The organism is Ihubacter massiliensis (genome assembly GCF_024125305.1).
GTDB classification, from domain to species: domain Bacteria; phylum Bacillota; class Clostridia; order Peptostreptococcales; family Anaerovoracaceae; genus Hominibacterium; species Hominibacterium faecale.
In genome coordinates, this window is record NZ_JAMXVH010000001.1 from 1,618,536 (window position 1) to 1,644,331 (window position 25,796).

The window sequence follows — 25,796 nt, forward strand, 5'->3', positions numbered from 1 at the left end:
ATTTGAACTCCTCCTTTTCTGTTCATCCATCCTTGTCGATTTCCTTTGATATAACTTCCGCAAAGTTTTGATCCGTGATCCCAAAGATGGATCTTCCTTCGGTCCCTGCCATCTGCGACAGCTCATCGCTTTTCCCGTACACTCTGCAGGCGACCTGATATTTCTTTGCTTCCTTCTCTATCTTTTTCCCAGTGTTTTCCGAAATGTCCTCCGCAATGATCAGCAGCTTGATCTTGCCCTTTTTCATGGCGAAAACGCAGGTATTGTATCCTGTCTGCAAATTCCCCGATTTTTTCGCGAAGCCTATATAGCTTTGAAGTTTACTTCTCATAAGCTTCCAAATCTCTGAAAAGCTGTGACAGCTGTTCCTGGGATAGCTCAATTCCCAGGCTCCTGGCCAGGGCTTTTTTCTTCTTGGCCTTTTCAAGACATTCGCTGCTGGGACACAAGTATACGCCCCTGCCTTTGGCTTTTCCCGTCGGATCCAGGGTCACGGCCCCCTCATATCCGGCGATCCGAATCAGCTCCTTTTTGGGTTTCGATTCCATGCAGCCCACGCATCTTCTCATCGGCACCCTTTTAGCAGGTTTTGGTGCATTATTCTTCAAATTCCACGATCTCCTCTTCCTCATCGACTGGATATTCGGCCGGCTCTTCAATTTCGTTTCCGAAATACTGGGTATGGCTCTTAATATCGATCTTCCATCCGCAAAGTTTGGCGGCCAGCCTTACATTCTGACCTTCCTTGCCGATGGCCAGCGACAACTGATAATCGGGCACAATTACTGTTGCTGCTTTTTCGTCCTCGTCGATGATAACTTTTTCCACCTTGGCCGGGCTCAGTACATTGCTGATAAGAATCTCCGGATCATCGCTCCATGTGATGATATCAATCTTTTCTCCGAACAATTCATCTACAATGCTCTGTACTCTGCTGCCCCTGGTGCCGACGCATGCTCCTACCGGATCCACGTTATCTTCCTCTGTATAAACAGCGATCTTTGTTCGTGATCCCGCTTCTCTGGCAATACTTTTGATCTCTACGATGCCGTCCTCAATCTCCGGCACTTCCAGCTCAAACAGCCTTTTCACCAGACCAGGATGGGATCTGGACAGGAATACCTGCGGTCCTTTGGTGGTTTTTTTTACATCCATGATATAGACCTTGATTCGGTCATTGATGTCATATTTCTCTCCGGGAACCCGTTCAGTAGCAGCTAGGATTCCTTCAGCCTTGCCCATATTGACAAAGATGGTTTCGTTACTGATTCTTTGCACGGTTCCGGTGATGATCTCTCCCTGTCTTGTGATATAATCATCAAAAATCATACCTCTTTCCGCTTCGCGGATCCTCTGCACCACAACCTGCTTGGCTGTTTGTGCTGCAATTCTTCCAAAATCTCTTGGCGTGACCTGATATTCCACCACATCACCGACTTCATATCTGGGATCGATCTCCAGGGCTTCCTCAAGGGATATTTCGACCATATCGTCTTCCACTTCCTCGACTACGTCTTTTCTCATGAAAACATCGATATCCCCTTCGTCTCGGTCAATATTAACTCGAACGTTCTGGGATGTTCCATAATTCTTTTTATATGCTGATACCAGCGCTGATTCGATAGCCTCGATTAAAATGTCTTTGGAAATATCCTTTTCCTTCTCCAGCGCATCGATGGCTTCGATAAATTCTCTGTTCATTTTTCTATAATCCTCCTACTTATTCTAGAAAACCACTGCCAGTTTTGTCTTTGCAATCTGATCAAGCGGCAGCTCCCACCTTTGGTTGTTTTCATCGGTTATGATCACCGTCCCATCTGTTAACCCTTCCAAGACGCCGTCGATTTGTTTCCGTCCGCAGACAGGTTGATAAAGTTTTACTTCTACCGTTCTTCCGGTGAACCTCAGATAGTGTGCTTCTGTCAGAAGCTCCCGGTCCATGCCCGGAGAGGAAACCTCCAAATAGTAGTTCTGCTGGATCGGATCCATCGCATCCAGCCTTTCACTAAGGAAGCGGCTGATCTTCTCACAATCATCGGTACTGATGAATTCCTCCTGCCTGTCCTGGGCCATGTCGGCGTATACCCGCAGGAACCAGTCCTTTCCCTCTTTTACGAACTCTACATTATATAGTTCATAGCCGTTTTCGGCTAAAAAAGATTCTAATTCTTGTGCTACGATATCTTTAATTTTTTGTTTTGCCATTTACTCTCCCCTAACACAAAACGAAAGAGTGGGTTTTGCCCACTCTTACTACTTACCGTCTAGTTTTATAACATGTTATTATATTACCACAGTTCTTCCTTTACTTCAAGGGGAAATGTGGATGTTTCTTCTCTTTCTTCCAGTTCTTTATCTTTTTCACGCATTTCAGTGAGAATTTCCCGCAATCGTATCAACCCTCGTTTGTGCCGACTTTTGATGGTGCTTTCCGAATCGCCTGTGATCTGTGCGATTTCTTTCAGCTTGTATCCGCCAAAATAATGAAGCCGGAAAAGAATTAAGGTTTTTTCGTTCAGTTTATGCAGAGCCGCTGCCAGTTCGTCATGTTCGCAAAAGCGCTCCAGCTCCTCCGCAAGACCACGGTAATACGCATCGCTGACTTCAGCCGATAGCACCGGAGTTGTCTCTGCGTCCAGGGACTTTTCCATTTCGCGGCCGTTCATAATACGGCGCCAGTACCGATTCACTTCATTTCTCGTAATCGTCCACAGCCAAGCATCCATCTTTTCCGGATCTCGGAGCTGGCCCAACTTACGGAAGGCTTTCATAAAAATTTCATGAAGAAGGTCTTCTCGATCTTGACGTTCAACATTCTGCATTGCAAGCAGTCTGTTTATACTATTATATTTGCCGCACAGCAGTGCTTCTTTTTCTTTGGTATCCAACGCTTGTTTCCTTTCTACACAACCGTTTTTTTGTTCAATGATGATTTCTTCATTTCGTTTTCGATAGCAGCGGATAAACCCTAAAAGACGTCGCCTCTATATCTTTAAGGGGGTTTTAAGCAAAAACTGATAATTTTCGTGAATTTTTGCGTCTTTTCTGGTCAAAAAAGCCTCTATAAAATCAGAAGTTGTTTTTGCCTGGAATCAAGGAGACATGTTATTATGAAAATGGAACTTCAACAGCGAGTCGCACATAACCTGGCCATCCTGCGTCAAAACACAAAGCTGAGTCAAAGTGCTCTATCCGCAAAAATTTCAATTTGCAGATCCACCTATTGTCAATATGAACAGGGAGAGCGGCTTCCTGACGTAAACACATTATACACGCTCTGTAAATTCTACCATGTCAACATGGATACCATTCTGAACTGCGATGTTCAGACCGTGCTGCAGGAGTATTTTCTCTATCAGGAATATACCCGAGAGGAAACGAAGCTGCTTGCGCTTTATAACTCATTATCTGATTTCTCAAAGGGAAGACTGGTAGAACGAGCCGAAGAACTGGCTCGGCTTGATCAGCTGAAAAGACAGGATGCTTTGCGTATGAACGGTTAACAGCCGTTCATTTGTTATTTTCTTTTAATCCTTCTAAATATCCGATTACGCGCGCCTGCATATTTAAAGGAAGCGAATCCCACAAAGATAACAGTTCTTTCTGCTGATCAGTCAAATCAATCCTTGTGCCCTCCTCCACAAAAAACTGTGCCATTGTGATACCCAGGCCCTCGCAAATTTTCTGCAGTGTGCTCAAAGTAGGCATTGTATTGTTTTTGAGCATATTCGATAACGTCGTCTGAGGGATTTTGGCATCACTGGCCAGCCGATATCTAGAGATCCCCTTTTTCTTACGAATCGTTTCGATTTTTTCAAGTGTGTAATTCACGTTCTGCTAACCTCATTTCTATACCCATATTTTAGCCTAATTTGACAATCTTTTTCAGTCTATAATATACGTATGTCCATGAACCTATTTTTGCAGTTCTTTTATCACACTCTTGGTTTCCGCCTCCTGGTTTCAAATAATCCCAGAGCTACAAATCCGATCCTCCATCATCTCTTAAAAGACCTTTCATAAAATGAACTGATTTCACAATCATCCTCAATTCCCGTAGATCACAGTCGCCGGTAGCTTGGGCCAGCTCTTCTTTGAGCACCGGCCCGGCTGACTCCACGTAATCGCAGAACAGTTCGTTGGGGGACAAGTCCAATTCATTCATGATATCGATGATCACTTTTAAGCTTGGGATGGTAGCATTTGTCTCAATATGGCTTATATGTGTATTTCCAACGCCAATTCTTTCTGCCAGCTGCGCCTGAGTCAGATTTGCCTTTTTACGTGCGTTCTTGATCCTCTGTCCTAAATCTTTATAGTTAATATGCATACACAATCTCCGTCATTATGATAAAGATATTATATGTTCATTTAGATGAGATTATAATGATCCAAATGTGCAATGTAGATTTAAGAGCCATATTTTCAGTTTTTTCTTAAAAAAATTGTCTCTTTTTGTCACTATTACTGTAAAAATGTCGTAATTCGCAACTATAAAAATTCTTGTTTGCGATTCTCTAATAGGTATGTTACCTTATAATTATCTTTCTATAATATGAGGTAACAGGAAACATGCACAAGCAAGCAATTATTCTTCTTCATGAGATCTATGGTGTAAACGAGTTCATGCAGTATCAGCGCCGAAAGTTCACGGCTGCCGGATTCGATGTTTTTTGCCCCAATCTGATCCGCCGCCCATCCTTCTCCTATGAAGAATCACAACAAGCATACAACTATTTTATGGAACACATAGGATTTGATGTATATAAACAGGTTGACGCATCGATCAAACAGCTAAAAGAGCGTTACCGAAAGGTGTTTCTTGTCGGTTTTAGCATAGGTGCGACGGTGGCCTTTAGATGCTGCGAAAACACAGCCTGTGATGGAATTGCCGCCTGCTATGGTTCTCGAATTCGGGATTATCTTAGCCTGAACCCGGTCTGTCCCACCTTGTTACTGTTTTCACAGGAAGCCTCTTTTGATGTGGGCCAGGTAAGCGCCCTTCTCAAAAAGAAGCCTTGTACAAATGTGCTCAAATTTTCCGCTGGGCATGGCTTTATGGATAAGGGCTCAAAGAATTATGACAAGACTGCGGCCAAATCTGCAGAGGACGCAATTTGCGGCTTTTTTCAAAACTCGTAATCCTTTTCTGCTTGCAGCCGTTTACACATCTTCTTTAATCTGGGCAATCTTCAGCGCTTCTTTCAAAAGAATGATAATCACTTGGTTCCGGGAAAGTTCCGTTTTTTTTGTAAAACATTCCAGTTCAAGATACAAATCATCCGGCACTCGAATTGAAAAAGTGTGATATCCGTCTTCGCCCTTAAGTTTACGCTTTGGGACTTCAATCATTTTGCTCATATTTATTCATCACCTTCCTGTTATTTGATTATAATTTACGCAAAAACAAATAAATATGATAAGAATTACAAATATATAATATTGTTATATATTTGTAACATACATAAAACGGCACCGCAGCTGGAATGTGGCAGATGGTGAAATTCGTGTAAATTTTGTAGGTTTGCGGGCGCAAAATTTTAGAGATTTAACCTTTTAAGTGATTTAGCAAAATTCAACCTCTACAAGCTTAAAAAACTGCACTAATTTTGATCGAAGCTTCAAAATTAGTGCAGTTCTAAACGCCTGGCGGCTGTATAAAGCTGGGCTTGATTGAATTAAAACAAGCTGAGCTGGTCTGTTTCCGGCAGTCCTTCCAGAACGCCGTGTTCACGCAACTCTTCAATGGCCGTTTTGTTGATCTTGGCCCGGTCGCGAATCTCATCCACCGTTTCGTAGGGACGGTTTTTGTATTCTTCCGCCAAAGATTTGGCAGCGTTTTCACCTACACCGGTGACTGCTACAAAGGGCAGCGTCACTTTGCCGTCCTCTGTTCCGAACTTAGTTCCGTCCGAACGGCCCAGCCGCGCCGGAAGAAATTCGTATCCTCTGGCATACATTTCATAGGCAACCTCATAGACGGTCATTTCCGCTTCTTCCTTTTTGGAAGCATTGTTGCCCTTATTGATGATTTCCTCCATTTTTTCCTGGATGGAAACAGCGCCCTTTAAGATGACTTTTTCGTTAAAGTCAGCGGCTTTGGTGGTAAAGTAGACCGCATAAAACTGCGGCGGATAATAAACCTTGTAATATGCGATCCGGTAGGACATCATTACATAGGCGACCGCATGGGCTCTGGGGAACATGTATTTGATTTTTTTACATGAGTCAATATACCACTCTGGTACCTGATGCTCCCGCATGAGTTTTTCCTGCTCCGGAGTCAGCCCTTTCCCCTTCCTCACCTTTTCCATGATGGTAAAAGCATCTTTGTTGGGCAGGCCTTTCAGCCGCAGATAGTTCATAATATCGTCTCGAGTAGAGATGGCATCCTTCATGGTGGCAATCCCTTTGACAATCAGATCCTGAGCATTATTGAGCCACACGTCGGTCCCGTGGGAAAACCCTGAAATGCGCACCAGATCGGCAAATCTGGTGGGCTGAGTATCGTCCAGCATTTTACGGGTAAACGACGTGCCGAATTCGGGAATTCCGTAGCTGCCGTGGGTAAATTTGTAGTCCGGGTCTTTGATGTCCAGTCCGTCGGTCCCGATAAAGATACTGTTTACTTTTTCATCTTTCAGGGGTACCTTCAAAGGGTCGACTCCAGTCATATCCTGGAGCTGACGGATCATGGACGGCACGTCGTGTCCCAGGATATCCAGCTTCAGCAGGTTCTGGTCAATGGAGTGATAGTCAAAATGGGTGGTGACAATATCCGAATTCACGTCATTGGCCGGATGCTGAACCGGGCAGAACTCAAAAATCTCATGGCCGCGGGGCACGATGATGATACCGCCCGGATGCTGTCCAGACGTTCTTCTGACACCTTCACAGCAGCTGGTGAGGCGGTCAGCCTCGAATTTGTTGATGGGCTGCTGCCGCTCTTCAAAATATTTCATCACGTATCCATAGGCGGTCTTTCCCTGGATCGTACCGATGGTACCGGCTTTATATACATTTTCAGCGCCGAAGATTTCATCGACGTATTTGTGGGCGGTTCCCTGATATTCACCAGCAAAGTTCAGATCGATATCCGGTTCTTTATCTGCTTCAAAACCGAGGAAGGTTTCAAATGGAATGGAAAAGCCCTCCTGATCGTATTTGGTACCGCAGACCGGACAGTTTTTCTCCGGCATATCCACGCCGCAGTCATACTTTTCTTTATCGCCCCATTCCAAGTGCTTGCAGTTGGGGCACAGATAATGGGGTTCCAGCGGATTTACCTCGGTGATCCCAGACATGGTAGCAACAAAAGAAGACCCAACAGAGCCTCGGGATCCGACCAGGTAGCCGTCGCTCATGGATTTGTTCACCAGCATTTCAGCCGCCATATACATAACCGAATAACCATTATTAATGATGGAATTCAACTCTTTGTCCAATCGTGCCCGAATCTCGGCAGGCACAGGATCGCCGTACATGGCGACAACTCGCTCTTCGCATTTTTCCCGCAGAATCTCATCCGAGCGATCGATCTTGGGGGGGAATTTCCCCTCCGGCACTGGCATCATACGCTCAATCTGATCCGCAATGGCGTTGGGCGCTTCGATGACAACTCTGCGAGCCGTCTCTGCCCCCAAATAGGAGAACTCTTCCAGCATTTCCTCAGTAGTCCGAAAATATAGACCTTTGTCTCCCTCCACATCTTTGAATCCCTGACCAGCCATCAAAATCCGACGGTACAGCGCTTCTTCTTCATCAAAATAGTGGGAATCACAGGTGGCAACTACTGGTTTGCCATATTTTTCTCCCAGGGCGATGATCTCTCGGTTGATGTCCATCAGCTGCTTCTTATCCCTCACTGTGCCGTTGTTGATGAGGAACTGATTGTTGATCAGAGGCTGAATCTCCAGATAATCGTAAAAATTCACCAGCCGCTCGATCTCTTCCGGGCTCTCTTTTTGAAGAACAGCTCGGTAAATCTCTCCAGCCTCACAAGCCGAACCGATAATCAAGCCTTCCCTGTGGGCAGTCACTACGGATTTGGGCATTCTCGGCCTTTTATAAAAATAGTTTAAATGGGAATAAGAAACCAGCTTGTATAAGTTCTTCAGCCCCACCCTGTTCTTCGCCAAGATGATTACATGGTTGGTACCCTTTTTCTTGTATTCGATGGTTCCGTCTTCCCGGATGCAATCCCGATCTTCCAGCAAATAGCCTTCCACTCCGTAAAGAATCTTGATATCCTTCCCTGCGTGGGAAGCATCAGGAAATGCCTGAACAACCCCATGGTCCGTGATGGCGATCGCTTTATGGCCCCAGCTTTCAGCTGTTTTGACCAAATGCTTGACATCATTGAGTCCATCCATGGCACTCATTTTCGTATGTACATGCAGCTCCACTCTTTTCTCTTCGCTGTTGTCCTGCCGGAACTGTTTTTCGCCCTTTTCAATGCTCCTAGCCTTTACGGTGAGAACATTATCAAACATATCCCATTCCGCATCACCGGCAATTTTTACTACGTCGCCGCTTTTCAGATGCTCGTCCACATCCTGCCACTTTTGTTCAGGTGCGAAAAACTTGACACAGAGGGAAGTCTTTTTATCTGTAATCAGCAGTGTGATCAACTTGGAACCGCTCTTGATCGTCCTCTCTGCCTTTTTGAAAAGGATTCCTTCGATCACCACTTTTCCGCTTTCTACGGTAACTTGTCCCAACGGCGTAGGGTCGCCGAAAATCGGCTTTCCCATGATCCGGTTTCCCGAAACAGGCTCGTACTGGTCTTTTTTCTTTCCCCAGGATTTTTTCTCGCCCCATGGTGCCCCGCCGTTTCCGCCGCTTTCTGCCTGTTCCCGCTTTGGACGGCTCTGGGCCTGCATCTGCCGCTTTTTGTTTTCCTCTGCGTCCTTCTTCTCCCGTTCCTTAATCTCTTGGTGGGCTTTTTCGTAGATTTCTTGATGATTTTCAAATTCAACGACCGCCTCAATTCCAAAATTTTGATGAAGAAGCCGTTCAAATTTACTGGCAACCTGCTCATTGAGCAGAGAAACGGAGGTTTCTCCCAATGCAAAAATGGTCAGCCTGCCATCTTTAAATTGAAATTTTTCAGGGAAGATGGTCTTAGTAATGGGGGCGTAGCTGCCGTTGACAATATGAATCATATGCTCGATGAAGAGGGCGATGATCTCCTCCGGTGTCTGAATCATATCCTCATAAGCAAAGGTCAGTTCTACACCGGAAAGGCCTTCCACTTCACTCTTGGCAATGGCCTGTATCTTTTCCACGTCGGGAAAGGGCATCACAAAATTGAGCCGAATCTGTATGGTCAAAATCTGGTTGTATTTGCCCAATACGGCCCGCTCAATGGTGTAGTTGTATTCGGTTTTGGGATGTTTTCCCAGCTTGGTCCATGTAATGCTGTTTTCGATTAATTCTTTCATATTCTACCTAAAAAATCCTGGTGGTGATTCAAGTCTTTCATTCTTACTATATGTATGGCGTTTCATAGAGTTTGCACCAGCCTTATCAATTCGGCGGCGATTTCTTCCTCCGGCACTGTTTTAATAATCGCGCCTTTGGCAAAGATCACGCCTTTTCCGTCGCCGCAGGCCACGCCCAGATCAGCGTCTTTGGCCTCTCCAGGGCCGTTGACCGCACAGCCCATGACGGCAACCTTTATGTTCTTTTGTTTTATGTTTTCTTCGATGGGCGCAAGACCCCGTTCCACCTGAAGGGCGATGGATTCCAGATCCACCTTGGTTCTGCCGCAGGTCGGGCAGGAAACCAGATCAATGCCGCTCTCCCTCATGCCCAGGGCGGAAAGCAGTTCTTTGGCAAAGAGCACCTCCTGGACCGGATCCGCGGTGAGCGAAACCCGCATCGTATCTCCGATGCCCTCCAAAAGCAACGCCCCGATTCCAGCCGCTGATTTGATTTTTCCCCGTGAAACGGTTCCAGCTTCCGTGACTCCGATGTGCAGTGGATAGTCGGACTGGGAAGCCACGATCTTGTAAGCCTGGTAATTCATCTTCACATTGGAGGATTTGAGGGAAATGACGATATCGTGAAAGTTCATGTCCTCCAAAATCTCCACATTGCGCAGCGCGCTTTCAGCCAGTCCCTCAGCCGTGGGTCCGCCGTTTTTTTCCAGAATATCCGCTTCCAGAGATCCCGAGTTGACGCCTACTCGGATGGGTATGCCGGCCGCTTTGGCCGCGTCAGCCACCTGACGAATCTTATCCTTTTCTCCAATGTTGCCGGGATTGATGCGGATTTTGTCGACTCCCGATTCAATGGCGGCAAGAGCCAGCCGATAATCAAAATGAATATCGGCTACTAGTGGGACATCAGCTTGTTTTTTCAGTTCTTTCAAAGCCCGGGCAGCGTCCATGTCCGGTACCGCCAGACGGACGATCTGACAACCTGCGTCGGAAAGCTTCCGGATCTGTCTTGCTGCTGCAGGAATATCTGCTGTATTGACATTGGTCATGGATTGGATGGAAAGGGGCGCGCCCCTGCCTATCTTCACACCGCCGCAGTTTACTTGTTTTGTCATAACTGGCCTCCTAGTTGAAAATCGGCACAATGAACCGGACAATATCGTTCCAGGTCACATAGATCATCAAAGCAAAGAGCAGCATAATACCCACGAAATGAATCTTTCCCTCCATTTCATCGGTTATGGCCCTGCCGGTAATTTTACGGACAATGATGAAAATCAGTCTGCCTCCGTCCAAAGCCGGGAGCGGCAGCATATTGACGATAGCCAGGTTGAGACTGATCAGCGCCGTCAGATAAAGCAGGTAGACGAATCCGTATTTAGCCGTGTCATTGACCGCATAGACAATGCCCACCGGACCGGTCAGTTCCTTTGTTGAAACCTCTCCTGTAAAGAGCTGTTTGATGGTTTTTCCCATCATCTTGGTCATATTCCATGTGTTGGCGGTACCGCTTACCACTGCGGTTATGACGTTATGCTCCCGCATTGGCACAATACCGATCACCTGGCGGCCGGTTCCGTCGTCGGATTTGCTCAATTCCGAAGTCAGAGACAGTTCCTCGCCCTGACGGTTGACTTGAATGATTACCTGGCCCTTGGCTCCGCCGATTCCCTCAATAATGTCGGTCCACTCTTTCACCGGTTTATCATCGATTGCCACGATCTCATCCCCTGACTTTATGCCGGCTTTTGCTGCAGGCCCGCCGTCTGTTACCTGATCGATGGTGGTGGTCACTGTCCCGGTGTAAAGGGCGATGATGATAAGAACGATGATGCACAAAAGCAGGTTCATCGCCGCCCCCGCAACGACGATAATGGCTTTTTGCCAGGCCGGTTTGTTATTGAAAGCCCGTGCGTCGTCCGATTCCTCGTCTTCCCCCTCCATGGCGCAGTATCCTCCGATTGGAATGGCCCTGAGCGCATAAAGAGTCTCTCCCTTTTGTTTCTTGAAAAGCGCCGGGCCCATGCCCAGAGCAAATTCATTTACTTTTACGCCGCATGCTTTTGCTGCCATAAAATGTCCAAGTTCATGGATAAAGATGAGCAGACAAAACATGATGATGGCATATACAATCGTCATAATGGTCTCTTCCTCCCTTTACAGAAACGTCAGCGCAGACTCCCGCGCCTGTCTGTCCGCTTCTAATATTCCCTCTAAATCTAAATTATATTGCGGTTTATGGTCATTTAATACCCGCTCAATGGTATTCTGAATATCAATAAACCGAATTTTCCCTTCTAAAAACAATTGGACCAGTATTTCGTTGGCCCCGTTGAGCGCGGCAGGATAGCTGCCGCCCATGCGTGAAGCTTCAAAGGCCAGCTTGATGTTTTTGAACACTTCCATATCCGGCTTTTCAAAGGTCAGCGCGGCACCTTCCGTAAACAGATCCAAAGGCTCGTAATCATTGGCAAGCCGTTTGGGATAACTGAAGGCGTAGCTGATGGGAATGCGCATATCCGGCTTTCCCATCTGGGCGATGACTGATCCGTCCCAATATTCCACGGCTGAGTGGACGATGCTCTGGGGATGGACTACCACCTGGATTTGATCCAGGCTGACATCGAACAGCCACTTGGCCTCAATGACTTCCAGCCCCTTATTCATCATGGTTGCAGAATCGATGGTGATCTTGCTTCCCATGTTCCATTTGGGATGTTTCAGCGCCTGTGCAAGCGTTACCTGGGCAAGCTGTTTCAAGGTAAATCCGCGAAAGGGTCCGCCGGATGCGGTCAGCAAAATTCTTCGCAGCGCTTTTTGCGGATTTCCCTGAAGGCACTGAAAAATAGCGCTGTGTTCGCTGTCCACCGGCAGCAGCTTTTGGCCGGTTTCTGCTGCGGTATTCATAATCAGCTCACCGCCTGCCACCAAAGTTTCTTTATTGGCAAAGGCAATATCGTTTCCGGCCTTTAGTCCGTAGTAAGTGGGGATCATTCCCCGAATTCCCATCAAGGAATTGAGCACCATATCCCAGTCGCCGCAGGCGGCCCCGATCAGTCCCTTCTCTCCGAATTCCACCTGGATATCCGGATATTTTTTCGCCAAATCGAGCGCATCTTTTTCCTGCTCAACAACCACCATCTGGGGATGGAACTCCTCGATCTGCTGGCAGAGACGATCGATTTTTCTGCTGCAGGAAAGGACGGTCACACAAAACCGGTCGGGATGATGAGCAATGACATCCAGCGCCTGAGTACCGATGGAGCCGGTGCTTCCTAATATTGCGATCTTTTTCATTTAACCTAAACCTCTCGATACGATTTTCCATTGGGAATCTTCTGTTTCTTTGACCAGGTAAAAACGCTCCTGATAGTTTCCATCCGCGTACCCGGGGCTTTCTCCGCCTTCAAAGGCAATGTCAAAATCCGTATCCACATATGCAAAAGCATATGGGTCGGCGAACAGCTCCGGATCCCATTCTTCTTTCAGCTCATCGGCCACTTCCATACAGCTGTTCAGCGTCAGAGAGGTGACCAATGTGATATCCGGATCATCCCCTTCCGTTTTCTGGTCATCGATGACCAGCCTGTCCATGGAAGTCTGATCCTTATTGGCCCAATACGCAAAATATTGTTTCACCACCTGGACAGGTGTGTTTTCTTCTTCCGCTTCTTTGTCTGCGCTTTTATCGCCGCAGGCTGAAAGAACCAGCGCCGCGCAGATGAGCAGGCCAGCCGCGATTGCAATTTTTTTCATCTCTTACCCCAATATCAATATAATGTAATAATATACCATTGGCGCTGTAAACAGCACGCTGTCGAACCGATCCAAAATACCGCCGTGGCCGGGGATCAGATTGCCGTAATCTTTGATTCCCATCTTTCTCTTGAAAATGGAAGCTGTCAAATCTCCGAACTGAGATATGATTCCTCCCAAAAGCCCGATCATCAGGCAGTGAATCAGCAGCCTCGGTATAAAGAACCAGCTGAACAGTCCGCACAGAATCACGCTTCCTAAAATTCCGCCGATGGACCCTTCGATGGTCTTCTTTGGGCTGATCTTTGGGCAAAGCTTATGTTTACCTAACAATACGCCGGTGAAGTAGGCCATGACGTCGGTACCGAAAGCGGTGAGCACGATGAGCCATACCAGGATGGAATATTCTCCCGTCTGATCCACCAAAAGCACGTGATAGGAGAAAAAGACGATATAGAAGATTCCGGTTACCGTCGCCAGGCCGTCCTCCAGCTTTCTCTCCTCGATTTTGAAAAGGTACAGCAGGCTGATCAGCACGCAGCCGAAAAACCATACCATGTACCAGTGGTAGTCCTTTGTGAACATATTGATGGCATAAAGCCCCAGAATCGCCGCATAGGCAGCATTGTAGCACGGTTTGACGCCCATGGCCTCAAATCCGTGATAGAATTCCCGTACAGCCATGACTCCAATGAGGAAACAGGCCAGCATCAGAACATATCCGCCAAAATACAGCACCGCTAAAAGCGGCACCATGATCAGCCCGGATAAAATTCTTGTTTTCATAACTTACCTCCCGCCGAACCGCCTGTGGCGGCTCTGATATTCTTCGATTGCCTTTTCGTACTCCTCCGGGGTGAATTCCGGCCACAATACGTCGGTAAACACCAGCTCGCTGTAAGCCGTCTGCCACAGCAGATAATTGGATAGGCGCAGTTCGCCGCTGGTGCGGATCACCAGTTCCGGATCCGGCGCATCGGCGCCGCCGCTTCCTGTGAACAGATGGTCGGCGATGATTTCTTCCGTAATGTCTTGCGGCTCTAAGCGGCCCTCTTTAATCTCTTCTCCGATGGCGCAGACAGCGCGCCTGATCTCATCTCTTCCCCCATAATTCAAGGCTATGTTGAACTGGAGTCCCGTGTTGTCTTTGGTCGCCTCCAGTGTTTTTTCCAAACTCTTTTTTGCATCTTCGGGTATTTGGGAATAATCGCCCAGCACCTTTACTCTTACGTTGTTGTCGATCAGTCCTTTCAAATCACTGTTCACATAAGCGACCAGCAGTTTGAAGATTCCTGTTACTTCGGCCAGAGACCGTTTCCAGTTTTCCGTGGAAAAAGCGTAAACAGTCAGATACTTGATCCCCAGCTTGTCAGAGTGGTCCACGATCTTTTTCATGGCCTTCATTCCGGCATTATGACCCATTACCCGGGGCAGGTTTTTTTGTTTTGCCCATCTTCCGTTTCCATCCATGATGATGGCCACATGAACCGGCATACGCTCTTTATTTAACATAAATATCCTCTATTTTTTCTATATGGTAGTTCTGCTTTCAGCTGCGGCGCTTCTGCACTTTCATCCAATGCAAATATAGCCGCCTGGCTTTTTTACTCTAAGAAACAGATGTGGTTACAATGAACCACATCTGATGATTTTTCATGTAAGAATCACAGGGTTTTACGATTAAACTTCCATGATTTCTTTTTCTTTATCCGCTACCAATCCGTCAATGTCTTTGATCGCCTTGTCTACGGCTTTCTGAACGTCGTCCATTTCATTCTTCAGGTCGTCTTCAGTCAGTTCTCCGTTCTTCTGCTCTTTTTTCAGTTCGTCGTTGGCTTCTCTTCTCAGATTTCTGACCGCGACTTTTGTTTCTTCGCCAATTTTCTTAACGGTTTTGGTCAGCTCTTTTCTTCTTTCTTCGGTTACCTGCGGAATGGTCAGGCGGATCACTTTTCCGTCATTGGCGGGCGTGATGCCGATATCGGCAATATTGATCCCCTTTTCGATCTCCGGGATGGACTTGGGATCGAAGGGGGCGATCAGCAGTGTTCTCGGATCTGGCACCGAGATGTTTGCCAGGCTTTTCAGCGGCGTTGCGGTCCCATAATAATCCACCATTACCCGGTCTACCAGGGCTGCGTTGGCCTTTCCTGCTCGAACTGTAGCTAATTCTTCTTTTAAAAGGGATAGACTTTTTGCGATTTTCGTTCCCAGATTTTCCTGTACATTAATCATGTTCTCTCCTCCTGTTTCTTATTTGATTATCGTTCCTATTTTTTCACCGCATACGGCTCGCATTACATTACCTTCCTGCGCAATTCCGAATACGTGGATGTCAATATGGTTATCTCTGCACAGCGACGCGGCTGTGGAATCCATAACGCCCAAGCCTTTTTCCAGGACTTCCTGATGGGTCAGCTGATCGTATTTGACAGCGCCGGGATCGATTTCCGGATCCGCTGAATATACGGCATCGACCTTCTTTGCCAGCAGAATGACTTCGGCGTCAATCTCGGCCGCCCGCAGAGCTGCTGTGGTATCCGTGGAGAAGAACGGGTTTCCCGTACCTGCTCCGAAAATGACCACTCTGCCTTTTTCCAGGTGGCTCATGGCTTTCCGCCTTACATAGGGCTCTGCCACTTCCCGCATCTCGATGGCTGTCTGGACTCTGGTGGGCAGTCCTTCCGCTTCACAGGCGTCCTGCAGGGCCATGGCGTTCATGACGGTTGCCAGCATTCCGATATAGTCGGCTGTAGCCCGGTCCATATTTTTGCTGGTCCTTCCTCTCCAGAAGTTGCCGCCGCCTACTACAACGGCCACTTGCACGCCCATGTCGTGGACTTCTTTAACCTGAAGAGCTACTTTTTTCAGCATTTCTTCGTTCAGTCCAAATTTATCTTCTCCTGCCAGGGCCTCTCCGCTGATCTTCAAAAGGACTCTCTTGTATTTTGATTCCATACGTGTCTCCTCTATGTTCTTCTTAAGTAATCCGCCGCTATCTGGGCGATGCGGCCATTGTACCGCGCAAGCCGCGTCGCAGCGTGATTCAATGGTTCCTACCTTTCGGCAACGCCGCATATAAACGGTGGAACCATTATACCACAACTACTGCGCGCCGGGCAACTGTCTGCTTTGGTTTTCACACGGTATACACATGGAAATATCCCCGCCTTAGTTGAGGGGCCGATTGAAAGCCCGGACTATCAAAAGCTCTTCAAAACCGACTGGGTTCTGACACTTTTTTGGTGGCCGGCTTTCAAAAATATCAAAATTAGCTGTGAACGTTTTATTTTCCGATATTCTTGGGCGGGATTTCCCGCTCTCGGGCTGAAATTTGCCTAAAAAGTATCAGAATCCGGTGCGAGAAATTAATTATACGACAGTTTGCAAAAACGCGCCGGTGATCGGTTCCTCTCATCTTTTATGACCCTGCCAAACCCGCTGCTGCAACCAACCTGGCTTTATCCATGATGCCTGCACGGAAGCAAGAACCGGCATCCACTAAGGCCAGGATCGGCCCGGCCAAAAAACAAAAAACGGACCGGCGGAGCCGGAGCAATGCAGCCGCACTGCCCCGCGATTCCGCACTGGTCCCCTTGACGATCCTTTAAAAATCCACATCCTGTCCATAGTACACACACGTCAAAAGCTTTTCCATGGACGGCGCGTCAATGGCCCTCGGATTGGAGCCGGTGCAGGCATCCTCCACCGCGTTTTTAGCCACTTCAGGCAGTTTTTCCTTAAACTCCTTCTCATCAATTCCCAGATCTTTCAGAGCAGCCGGTATCCCCATATACCGATTCATCTCGGCAATACGGCCGCACAGCTTTTCAATGCTGTCTTTTCTCGTGCCCTCAATGCCCATGATTCTGGCAATGTCCACATAGCGCTCAAAAGCTTCTTCCACTCTGGCGTTGTAGCGGATCACATAGGGCAGGTACATCGCATTGGCCATACCGTGGGTAATGTGCCCTTGAGAAAAGGCCGCCCCCGTTTTGTGGGCCATGGAATGGACAATTCCCAGCAGCGCGTTGGAAAAAGCCATCCCTGCCAGGCACTGAGCATAGTGAATTTCTTCCCGCTCTTTCATATCTCCGTCATAGGACTTGATCAAGCTGGTGTTGATCACATCGATCGCCTTCAGCGCCAGCGGATCGGTAAAGAGGGAATGGGCAGTAGAAACATAGGCTTCCACAGCGTGAGTAAGAGCATCCATACCCGTGTAAGCCGTCAGATCCTTGGGCATGGTTTCGGCCAGGGACGGATCTACGATTGCCAGATCAGGCGTAATATTAAAATCCGCCAGAGGATATTTGATTCCCTTCTCATAATCTGTAATCACTGAAAAAGCCGTCACCTCTGTGGCGGTTCCCGAAGTGGAGGCAATGGCTGCGAACCTGGCCTTTTTTCTCAGCTGGGGAAAGCTGAAAGGAACCAGCAAATCCTCAAATGACATTTGGGGATACTCATAGAATACCCACATGGCTTTGGCGGCGTCGATGGGCGAGCCGCCTCCCATGGAAATGATCCAATCGGGCTTGAATTCCTCCATGGCCTTGGCCCCCTTCATCACCGTCTCCACCGATGGATCCGGTTCCACCCCTTCAAATATGCTCGTTTCCAGACCGGCTTCCTTTAAATAGCCGAGGGCTTTATCGACAAATCCCAGGCGCTTCATCGTACCGCCGCCCAGCACCAGCATGGCTTTCTTGCCGCTGATGGTTTTTAATGCTTCCAGAGAATTTTCTCCGTAATAAATATCTCTTGGTAAAGTAAATCTTTTCATAACACCCTTCTCCTTTTGTATAATAACCTTCTTGTTATTAGTATAAAAGGATCGGGCTGAACTATTCGTTTTCCTGCAGCGTACTCATAAAGGCCGGAATCAATTGTTTTTTTCGGGAAACGACGCCTTGCAGCATATAGCTGTCCTGGTCGCCGGTGATGCCAAAGGATTCTTCCACCAGCCTGCGGCTGCCCTCCCCGAAGCAAAGGAGCCGGGTGCTTTCTTTGAGAATGTCGGTCAGCATGTAAAAGACCATGGTCATGCCATTTTTTCCGCACTGGGTTTTCATAAAAGGCGCAAGCCGCTCCCTCAAAAGCTCCAGTTCCTCTTCGTCAAAGGAACTGATCTGCCCCACGCCAAAGCTTTCGTCACCAGCGATGAACTTTTTAAAATCCTGGAAAAAGACTTCTTCCGGCGATTTATCCAAGAGATTGCTTCCCGCATGGAACATTTCCCTGGCAAATGCTTCGATGTGGATATTAGCAATCCTGGCAAGCGATTCCGCAGCCGCCTGATCTGCAGGCGTACAAGTGGGCGAACGGAACATCAGCGTATCAGACAGGATGGAGGCGCACAAAAGACCTGCGATCTGCGGCTGAATATCCAGTCCCTTTTCGCCGTAAATTTGATAAAGAATCGTCGCCGTACACCCTACCGGCTGATTTCTGAAATAAATCGGTTCAATGGTTTCCAGCGATCCCAGCCGGTGATGGTCGATGATTTCCAGAACATGAGCTGCTTCCACATTATCCACGGTCTGGCTCTTTTCATTATGATCCACTAGAATCAGTTGTTTTTTCTGCATGCCCAGAAAATTACGTCTGGAAATGGTCCCCACGTAGGCGCCGTTTTTGTCCAGCACGGGAAACGCTCTGTGTCTGGTATTGGCCATAATTTCCTTAATATCGTCCGTATAGTCCTCCGTATGGAACGTTATAAGCTGCCCTTTGTTCATGATGTAGCTGACCGGGATGCTTTGGTCGATCAGTCTGGCTACCGTAAAGGTATCCAGCGGAGTACTGATTATGATGCATCCTGTCTTTTGGGCGATTTTGCGGATGCTGTAACCCACCTTTGCATTGACGCAGACGATCATACAACCAGCGCCCTGCTCTGCTGCCCGCAGATGGTCTTCATAACGATTGCCCAGCAGGATCAGATCGCCCGGCTCCAAGTACGTTTCCATGGTGTCCGGATGGGCGGCGCCGATGATTACCTTGCCTTTTGAGAAAACTCGGTTTTCATCTCCCACAAGCACAGTACCTTCCACGGTCTGGGCGATGCTGGAAAAGCGGGTCCGGGCTTTGGACAGAAAGCGGCTGTCTCTTCCGTCAATATAGGATTTGGCGATATCGCCCTTTGTGACCAGACCTTCCAGATGTCCGTCATCTCCGGTGACCGGCAGGGTAACAGCTTCCGATTCAGTCATAATGCGCCAGGCATCACGGATGGACGTTTCCCGATCAACCCCCGGCGTTCTGCGAATCTCCATATCTTTTACCTGGGTACCCACATCCGACAGATAGATCGGCGCTTCCATGCCAAACCGCTTCAGCACATACTCGGTTTCTTCATTGATCTGTCCGGCCCGCGCCGCCACATAGGTTTGTTCCTCTGTCCGGTTCTTAATGTCCGCATAGGCAATTGCCGATGAAATGGAATCCGTATCGGGATTTTTATGTCCGACTATATAAATTGGCTGCTTTTTCACGATTTCCCCCTCTTTGTTCCTAGTCCCCTATTCTTGATCTGCAGTGAATCTGCTACCGAGGGTGCTTTCTCTCTTTTGCGATCCCCCGGCGTTCTGCACGAATTTTCTCTTGTCTAGTTTAAATTCCAAAACATACAACCGAACAGCATCGCCTTAGAAATTTGGGTTCGATCATATGCATTTGCCGCTTTTCCATCTTTTAAAAGAATAAAGTCTTGATTTCTTAATTCCGGGCTTATTTCAAGAACATGTTTCACATTGTCTTTCAATTCTTCCAGGCTTTCTGCAAAAATCTGTTTCTTGTCTAGTTTAAATTCTAAAATGTACATCATCATTCTCCTTTCATAAAGAGCCGGCTAAGGCTGCCGCATTCTCGCGAGGCATATATATGGGTATTATACTCTAATTGATTTTAAAAGTATACGATATTCTCCACTGAGTGCGGCGTTGCCGTAAGGCGAAAATTAAGAGTTTGACAGTTTGACTCAACAATTGAGGAAAACAACTCAATTGTTGATCCAAAACACAGGCTTGTGGAAATTACCTTCTATACCAATGCCTTTGTCAGGAATTGCAGTCTGCAGACGCTGGTAAAATCTCAGCAATGAGCTAAAATGAATACATTTTTAAACCAATTATCTTATTCGACAATTTTCGATATCACTCTCGGCAGCGCCGTACCAATCTGGTCAGATGAGCTGGTGATGGAAATGCGGCACGTTTTTGGGGGGGGACAGACCAGACCCCCGAATGCCAGGCATCGGGCCGCTGTTTACTTTGAGTTTTTCCGAAAAAAGGTGTATAATTGCAATGTTTCCTGCGGCCCATTTTTTAAAAGAATACCCCCAGGGAGCAGCATATCAAATCAAGGAGACGTTTCAATGAAATATCTGGCTCAATTTGGAATCATTCTGGCGGTCACGTTCGCAGGGGAACTTTTGAACCGCTTCATCCCAGCACCTATACCCGCCAGCATCTACGGACTGGTCATTCTACTGGTTCTGCTGCTGACCGGCATCGTGAAGGTCGGTCACATCAAGGAAACCAGCGACTTTCTCATTGCGGTCATGCCCCTCATGTTCGTTCCGCCCGCTGTAGGACTGATGGAAAGCTGGGGCGTTCTATCGGGAAAACTGCTTCCCATCCTGGCGGTTCTAGTAATCTCTACCATTTTCGTGATGGCCGTTACCGGTCTGGTCATTCAGGCCCTGGCGGGGAAAACAGGAAGGAGCAAAGGATGAACCAATTGTTTCTCAATTCCGCGGTCGCAGGGGTTTTGATTACTATCGCCGCCTACCAACTGGGTGTTTTTTTGAAGAGGAAGCTGAAATGGTCCCTTTTCAATCCGGTGCTGATCGCGGCGGCTGTCATTATACCCTCTTTATTGCTTTTGGATATCGACTATGGCGTTTATGAAGAAGGGGCGAAATATATTTCCTATCTTTTGACGCCGGCGACTATATGTCTGGCAGTGCCGCTTTATGAGCAGATCGAGGCGCTGAAAAAAAACGCGCTGGCCATCCTCGCCGGCATCTTTTCCGGGGTTTTGACCAGCTTGCTCTGCATTTTGGGATTCGCTCTGCTTTTCAAATTCGATCACCAGCTCTATGTTACGCTGCTGCCAAAGTCCATTACCACCGCCATGGGGATCGGCGTTTCCCAGGAGCTGGGCGGTATTGTTACCATTACCGTCATGACCATTATTGTTACCGGGATTATCGGCAATATCCTGGCAGATGCCATTTTTAAAGTATTCCGGATCACCCATCCAGTGGCAAAAGGCGCAGCTATCGGAACCGCGGCCCATGTGATCGGCACTTCGCGGGCTGTGGAATTGGGCCAGGTGGAAGGCGCCATGAGCGGACTGGCTATCGCTGTGGCCGGACTGATGACCGTGGGCGCGGCTGCTGTTTTTTCACTCTTTATCTGAATTTAACGGGGCGGGGAAAGTAATTGCTGCCCCTAATTGCCGTTTTATGCTGGCAGTTTATGCGGTCTCATCCTCCGGCATGTCAGCAGTGCAGTGGGCGCACTTCGTTGCGTCGACGGGAATTTCGCTCTTGCAGAACGGGCAAGTCTTGGTCTTAGGAGCAGATTCTTCCTCACCGCCCTTTTTAGCCAGCGGATTGGCCTCCGACAGTTTGTTCATACCTTTAACAAGCAAGAAAATGACAAAGGCCATAATCAGAAAATTGATGACAGCGGTGAGAAAGGTGCCATATCCGATCACCGCAGCGCCCGCTGCCTTTGCCTCCTCGTATGTGGCATAATGGTTTCCATCCATCGCCAAAAACCAATTTTCAAAATGGATGCCGCCTGTAACCAGGGTGACCACCGGCATAATCACATCGCTAACCAGCGAACTGACAATGGACTGGAACGCGCCGCCGATAATGACGCCGACCGCCAAATCCATCACATTTCCACGCATTACAAATTCTTTAAATTCACCGATAAAGCCTTTTCCTTTTCTCTTCATTTGTATGTCCTCCTTGTACGATCAACCAATTATTTAAATCCTATTCTACCACAATTTACAGGATTCTTATGCAGCTAAAACAGTAAAAATCGCCGCCTCTAGTATCTCTAAAGAAAACTTAAAATTTCTGTTTGCAGTAGTTTCTTTGAAAAAGCTAGTATATAATAAGCGTCGAGGTGAAGCATATGGATTTTGATAAGAAAAAAATTTTATTTGCAGATGATGACCCGGAAATCCGTGAAGTTGTCCGCATTCTGTTGGAAAGCGAAGGCTATGCGGTAGCGGAGGCGACCAATGGCAGCCAAGCAATATCAATGATTGATGACAGCATCGATTTGGTCATCCTCGACGTAATGATGCCCGGATGCTCTGGGGTATCAGCTTGCTCGCAAATCCGTAAAAAATCCACAGTACCGATCCTGTTTCTGACAGCAAAAACTCAAGATTCGGATAAGACAGCGGGCTTTTCTGCCGGCGGAGACGATTATCTCGCAAAGCCTTTTTCCTATTCGGAATTGATCGCACGCGTAAAGGCCCTGCTCCGAAGATATTATATCTATTGCGGAAAAAAAGCTTCTGATGAAGAGGATTATCTGATCGTCAAGGATCTGCGTATCAATACGAAAACCAACGAAGTCCGCAAGAATGGAGAAAAGATTTCCCTGACCGATCTGGAGTATCGCATACTTTATTTACTGGCCAGCAACCGAAAGCGGATTTTTACTATACAAAATATTTATGAACGTGTCTGGCAGGAGCCCTATTTTTATAACTCCAATAATACGGTCATGGTTCATATACGAAATCTTCGAAAAAAGCTGGAAGACGATCCGCAAAATCCAAAGTACATTACTAATGTGTGGGGAAAGGGGTATCGCATTGAGTAAAAAACCATATCGGCGGCGCCTGAGCATTGAGCTGACCATACTGACAGCTGCCAGCGCTGTATTAGCGCTCCTCCTGCTCTTTCTTCTGCATACAGCTGCATGGAAGGTTCTGGATTATGTTCTCGTCAATCCGCAGATGGTTGCCAAACAGGAAAAAAAGTGTGTTTCCAGACTGCAATCCTATATCGATAGCAATGGCCTTACCTTAGAAGACACCGACAAATTGAAAGAATGGGTATCCAGTCAGCGCAGTTTGATTTTGACCATATACCGGGATAACAAGGCTGTCTTCAGCAGCGACGAAAATATCGTCGTTTCACCGTCCGATTTTGATGACTATGCGATGGAAGGCGATATCATCAGCGGGTCCAGAGAATACATGCTGCAATTTAAAGACGGCAAAGCAGAAGCTACTATGACTTATATGTTTGAGAATCGTTATTATATCATTGCCGATGTATGCGCCGGCCTGATTTCCTTTGGAGTGTTCATGGCGATCCTATTTCTCTTTATCCGCCATAAAATGAAATATATTGCTCTGCTGGAAAGCGAATTGAAAATTCTCAAGGGCGGAGATCTGGATTATTTCGTTACCGAACAGGGAACCGATGAACTGGCTTCCTTGGCCCATGAAATTAATGCTATGCGCTGTGCTATTAAGGAACGGCAGGAAGCAGAAGAAACATATCAGCAGTCGAGCCGAGAACTGGTCACTGCCATGTCCCACGACCTGAGAACACCCTTGACAGCACTGATCGGCTATATTGACATTCTTTACATGGGGAAGTACCAAGATCCGAAAAAACAACAGCAATATTTTGAAGCTCTTAGAAAAAAAGCTTATCAGATCAAAGATATGTCCGACAAGCTCTTTGAATACTTCATTGTGTTCGGAAAAGATTCCAATGATTTGGAGATGCAGACAGCCGGAGCTGCGGAGTTCATCGGACAGGTTGTGGAAGAAAGCCTCTTTGATCTTGAAAGCAAGGGCTTTACCATTATCCGCAGCTCCAATGAAATCAACTGCAGTCTTTCCATCGATGTGGATTCCATCCGCAGGGTATTCGGCAACATCTTCTCCAACCTGCTTAAATATGCCGATCCATCCATGCCCATCCGGGTGGAGTACCAACAGCAGTCAGACCGACTGCTGATCCGTTTTGAGAATCGAATCAGCCGTAACCACTCCGATAAGAAAAGCAGCAACATTGGCCTTAAGACCTGTGAAAAAATTATGGACGAACATAAGGGAACCTTTGAGTATGGCCAGCAGGGTGAAACATTCCGCATAGAACTTTCTTTGCCTATCTGGTAAGGAGGGACAGCAGTTCCCGCAAACCCACTGCTTTGTGTAAAAAATGACAAATTTTCATGAAAATTTGCCAGAGTCCAGCTGCTGCTGAAGTTCTTATGCTACAATGGAGCATGTACGGACATTTCATAGACTCGAAACAAAGTAATAAAAGGGTAAGGATACGTATATGGAAATTCCATCAAAGTCAACAAGGACTACTTCTATAGAATTCATTCGGTTTATTGCCGCTGTATCTATTATGCTGTATCATTTCAGTTCCATGTATCTGGAGCTGGACAAACATAATTATATACCGCTGGCTTTTGTTTTCGTGGATTTCTTCTTTTTGCTATCCGGTTTTTTCATGATGAAATACCTTATGACAAAAGATGAACCGATGAATTCTTTTGCTTATACCTTGCATAAAGCAAAGTCCTTTTATGGAACTTATACCATTGTATTCAGCTTTCAATTTATTTTTTTCGTGCTTTCAAACCATTTGTCAACCATCACCAAGGTGCTGGAAAGCCTCTTTCATTTTAAGTGGGAATTTTTGCTGCTGCAGGGCGCCGGATTTATCCAGGACCCTCAGTTTGGTGCGGACTACCTGCTGGGACAGGCATGGTATCTGTCGGCAATGCTGTTATCTTTGATTATCGCTTATCCACTGGCACGTTATTTTAAAAAGGCTTTTATATGGGTCATCTGCCCGGTTTCAATTATCGTCATTTATAGCTATATCATCCAGACTCTGGGGACGCTGAATATTGGAAATGAATACTTTGGCTTCATTCTGTCGGCTATTCCCCGGGGATTCGCCGGTACGTGCGCAGGCGCGCTGAGTTATGCGGCCTTTGACAAGCTGAAGGATTCAGGGCTGGCGGAAATCCACAGGGGTTTTGCCCTGACGGCAGAGATCACCTGTTATATCTCCCTGGCAGGATTCTTCGTTTTGCGGGATCATCTTAATAAGCAGGACAGCTTGTTTTTTATCCTTGTTTTTGCGGGAATTATTCTTTTGGCTTTCCTCAATCGGACGCCGGTATCCAGGTTTTTCAATTCTCACGGCACGGGCGCTTTCATCTATCTTGGCAAACTTAGCCTTTACTTGTATCTGACACACTGGACGGTCATCAGCGCGATGAAGCAGTTTCTGCCTGAACTGCCTCTGGCAGCGTCGATCACGATTTTCCTCGGAGGGTCGCTAATTGTCTCTGTCCTTTTAAAGCTGTTGGAAGAAAAAAGAAGGGGTCCCCTTCCGGTGATCATTCTGTGCCTGGCTGCCATTGGAATTGCTATTGCTGTTGCCTGACCGGGGCATATTGCGAGTCGGCAGAAGCATTTGGAAAAAAAAGGGGGGGCTGATGCCAAGATCATCCGGCTTCAGACCACATAATTCCAAGAGAGCTTCAAGCTTCTCATATGTTACAAGATAAGATT

General features: G+C 47.2%; 27 protein-coding genes and 1 pseudogene. 7 read left to right on the forward strand and 21 right to left on the reverse strand.

Annotation, left to right across the window (positions count from 1 at the left end; all coding sequences use genetic code 11):
• Window positions 1-22: 22 nt before the first annotated feature.
• From NIA71_RS07390 to NIA71_RS07410, 5 genes and pseudogenes are all read right to left on the reverse strand, one after another.
• Window positions 23-331, reverse strand: coding sequence for a L7Ae/L30e/S12e/Gadd45 family ribosomal protein (locus tag NIA71_RS07390; RefSeq protein ID WP_148397305.1), 309 nt, complete (start codon window positions 329-331; stop codon window positions 23-25).
• Window positions 321-608 (reverse strand): RNase P modulator RnpM, encoded by a 288-nt coding sequence (gene rnpM, locus NIA71_RS07395; protein WP_367177880.1) that lies wholly within the window; start codon window positions 606-608, stop codon window positions 321-323. Before rnpM ends, NIA71_RS07390 begins: the two co-directional genes overlap by 11 nt.
• A pseudogene (nusA, locus tag NIA71_RS07400) lies at window positions 601-1,701 on the reverse strand (transcription termination factor NusA); the annotation flags it as partial. The pseudogene nusA and the gene rnpM, both read right to left, overlap by 8 nt.
• Before the next feature lie 24 nt (window positions 1,702-1,725).
• Window positions 1,726-2,205 carry a ribosome maturation factor RimP gene (gene rimP / locus NIA71_RS07405; protein WP_148397302.1) on the reverse strand — a complete coding sequence of 160 codons (480 nt, stop codon included), beginning with the start codon at window positions 2,203-2,205 and terminating at the stop codon, window positions 1,726-1,728.
• 83 nt (window positions 2,206-2,288) lie between these two features.
• On the reverse strand, window positions 2,289-2,888 hold the full coding sequence (locus tag NIA71_RS07410) for an RNA polymerase sigma factor (protein WP_148397301.1): 600 nt from the start codon (window positions 2,886-2,888) through the stop codon (window positions 2,289-2,291).
• 222 nt (window positions 2,889-3,110) lie between these two features.
• Here NIA71_RS07410 and NIA71_RS07415 point away from each other — a divergent pair, with 222 nt between their 5' ends.
• Window positions 3,111-3,503: a helix-turn-helix domain-containing protein gene (locus NIA71_RS07415; protein WP_253020069.1), complete on the forward strand. Its 393-nt coding sequence runs from the start codon at window positions 3,111-3,113 to the stop codon at window positions 3,501-3,503.
• Between the two features lie 7 nt (window positions 3,504-3,510).
• On the opposite strand, the gene NIA71_RS07420 is transcribed toward NIA71_RS07415, so the two are convergent.
• Both NIA71_RS07420 and NIA71_RS07425 read right to left on the reverse strand, forming a co-directional pair.
• Window positions 3,511-3,831, reverse strand: a complete 321-nt coding sequence (locus NIA71_RS07420) for a helix-turn-helix domain-containing protein (RefSeq protein WP_148397299.1) — start codon at window positions 3,829-3,831, stop codon at window positions 3,511-3,513.
• A gap of 148 nt (window positions 3,832-3,979) precedes the next feature.
• Window positions 3,980-4,330: a helix-turn-helix domain-containing protein gene (locus tag NIA71_RS07425; RefSeq protein ID WP_148397298.1), complete on the reverse strand. Its 351-nt coding sequence runs from the start codon at window positions 4,328-4,330 to the stop codon at window positions 3,980-3,982.
• Between the two features lie 242 nt (window positions 4,331-4,572).
• Between NIA71_RS07425 and NIA71_RS07430 the strand changes: the two genes are divergently transcribed.
• Window positions 4,573-5,142: a dienelactone hydrolase family protein gene (locus NIA71_RS07430; protein WP_148397297.1), complete on the forward strand. Its 570-nt coding sequence runs from the start codon at window positions 4,573-4,575 to the stop codon at window positions 5,140-5,142.
• Window positions 5,143-5,163: 21 nt separating this feature from the next.
• Here the strand turns inward: NIA71_RS07430 and NIA71_RS07435 are convergent, their stop codons facing one another.
• The 13 genes from NIA71_RS07435 to NIA71_RS07495 form a co-directional block, all read right to left on the reverse strand.
• Window positions 5,164-5,361, reverse strand: coding sequence for a CopG family transcriptional regulator (locus NIA71_RS07435; RefSeq protein ID WP_148397296.1), 198 nt, complete (start codon window positions 5,359-5,361; stop codon window positions 5,164-5,166).
• Window positions 5,362-5,678: 317 nt separating this feature from the next.
• Window positions 5,679-9,443 carry a PolC-type DNA polymerase III gene (locus NIA71_RS07440; protein ID WP_148397295.1) on the reverse strand — a complete coding sequence of 1,255 codons (3,765 nt, stop codon included), beginning with the start codon at window positions 9,441-9,443 and terminating at the stop codon, window positions 5,679-5,681.
• Between the two features lie 62 nt (window positions 9,444-9,505).
• A complete protein-coding gene (ispG, locus tag NIA71_RS07445; RefSeq protein WP_253020070.1) occupies window positions 9,506-10,558 on the reverse strand; it encodes a flavodoxin-dependent (E)-4-hydroxy-3-methylbut-2-enyl-diphosphate synthase in 1,053 nt (350 codons plus the stop codon).
• Between the two features lie 10 nt (window positions 10,559-10,568).
• The gene (gene rseP / locus NIA71_RS07450) at window positions 10,569-11,582 is read right to left on the reverse strand and encodes an RIP metalloprotease RseP (RefSeq protein WP_148397293.1); all 1,014 of its coding nucleotides are present in this window, start codon (window positions 11,580-11,582) and stop codon (window positions 10,569-10,571) included.
• Between the two features lie 18 nt (window positions 11,583-11,600).
• On the reverse strand, window positions 11,601-12,740 hold the full coding sequence (locus tag NIA71_RS07455; RefSeq protein WP_148397292.1) for a 1-deoxy-D-xylulose-5-phosphate reductoisomerase: 1,140 nt from the start codon (window positions 12,738-12,740) through the stop codon (window positions 11,601-11,603).
• A complete protein-coding gene (locus NIA71_RS07460) occupies window positions 12,741-13,199 on the reverse strand; it encodes a DUF4829 domain-containing protein (protein ID WP_253020071.1) in 459 nt (152 codons plus the stop codon).
• 3 nt (window positions 13,200-13,202) lie between these two features.
• Window positions 13,203-13,985, reverse strand: a complete 783-nt coding sequence (locus NIA71_RS07465; RefSeq protein WP_253020072.1) for a phosphatidate cytidylyltransferase — start codon at window positions 13,983-13,985, stop codon at window positions 13,203-13,205.
• 3 nt (window positions 13,986-13,988) lie between these two features.
• Window positions 13,989-14,711, reverse strand: coding sequence for an isoprenyl transferase (locus NIA71_RS07470; RefSeq protein ID WP_253020073.1), 723 nt, complete (start codon window positions 14,709-14,711; stop codon window positions 13,989-13,991).
• A gap of 168 nt (window positions 14,712-14,879) precedes the next feature.
• Entirely contained in the window at window positions 14,880-15,434 is a 555-nt protein-coding gene (frr, locus tag NIA71_RS07475; protein WP_253020074.1) for a ribosome recycling factor, read from the reverse strand.
• Window positions 15,435-15,452: 18 nt separating this feature from the next.
• Window positions 15,453-16,157, reverse strand: coding sequence for a UMP kinase (gene pyrH / locus NIA71_RS07480; protein ID WP_148397287.1), 705 nt, complete (start codon window positions 16,155-16,157; stop codon window positions 15,453-15,455).
• A gap of 649 nt (window positions 16,158-16,806) precedes the next feature.
• On the reverse strand, window positions 16,807-17,985 hold the full coding sequence (locus NIA71_RS07485) for an iron-containing alcohol dehydrogenase (RefSeq protein WP_253020075.1): 1,179 nt from the start codon (window positions 17,983-17,985) through the stop codon (window positions 16,807-16,809).
• A gap of 61 nt (window positions 17,986-18,046) precedes the next feature.
• Window positions 18,047-19,696: a putative manganese-dependent inorganic diphosphatase gene (locus NIA71_RS07490; RefSeq protein WP_336246090.1), complete on the reverse strand. Its 1,650-nt coding sequence runs from the start codon at window positions 19,694-19,696 to the stop codon at window positions 18,047-18,049.
• A gap of 113 nt (window positions 19,697-19,809) precedes the next feature.
• Window positions 19,810-20,025 carry a hypothetical protein gene (locus tag NIA71_RS07495; protein ID WP_148397284.1) on the reverse strand — a complete coding sequence of 72 codons (216 nt, stop codon included), beginning with the start codon at window positions 20,023-20,025 and terminating at the stop codon, window positions 19,810-19,812.
• 552 nt (window positions 20,026-20,577) lie between these two features.
• Here NIA71_RS07495 and NIA71_RS07500 point away from each other — a divergent pair.
• Both NIA71_RS07500 and NIA71_RS07505 read left to right on the forward strand, forming a co-directional pair.
• Complete coding sequence (locus NIA71_RS07500) at window positions 20,578-20,937, forward strand: CidA/LrgA family protein (RefSeq protein ID WP_253020076.1); 360 nt, start codon at window positions 20,578-20,580, stop codon at window positions 20,935-20,937.
• On the forward strand, window positions 20,934-21,626 hold the full coding sequence (locus tag NIA71_RS07505) for an LrgB family protein (protein ID WP_253020077.1): 693 nt from the start codon (window positions 20,934-20,936) through the stop codon (window positions 21,624-21,626). The genes NIA71_RS07500 and NIA71_RS07505 overlap by 4 nt, the downstream gene beginning before the upstream one ends.
• Window positions 21,627-21,683: 57 nt before the next feature.
• Here the strand turns inward: NIA71_RS07505 and mscL are convergent, their stop codons facing one another.
• Complete coding sequence (gene mscL, locus NIA71_RS07510) at window positions 21,684-22,175, reverse strand: large conductance mechanosensitive channel protein MscL (protein WP_148397281.1); 492 nt, start codon at window positions 22,173-22,175, stop codon at window positions 21,684-21,686.
• A 185-nt stretch (window positions 22,176-22,360) separates the two neighbouring features.
• On the opposite strand from mscL, the gene NIA71_RS07515 reads away from it, so the two are divergent.
• The 3 genes from NIA71_RS07515 (at window position 22,361) to NIA71_RS07525 (ending at window position 25,668) form a co-directional block, all read left to right on the forward strand.
• Window positions 22,361-23,062, forward strand: coding sequence for a response regulator transcription factor (locus NIA71_RS07515; protein ID WP_148397280.1), 702 nt, complete (start codon window positions 22,361-22,363; stop codon window positions 23,060-23,062).
• Window positions 23,055-24,377, forward strand: a complete 1,323-nt coding sequence (locus tag NIA71_RS07520; protein WP_253020078.1) for a sensor histidine kinase — start codon at window positions 23,055-23,057, stop codon at window positions 24,375-24,377. The genes NIA71_RS07515 and NIA71_RS07520 overlap by 8 nt, the downstream gene beginning before the upstream one ends.
• Window positions 24,378-24,543: 166 nt before the next feature.
• Window positions 24,544-25,668, forward strand: coding sequence for an acyltransferase family protein (locus tag NIA71_RS07525; protein ID WP_253020079.1), 1,125 nt, complete (start codon window positions 24,544-24,546; stop codon window positions 25,666-25,668).
• The last annotated feature ends 128 nt before the right edge of the window (window positions 25,669-25,796 follow it).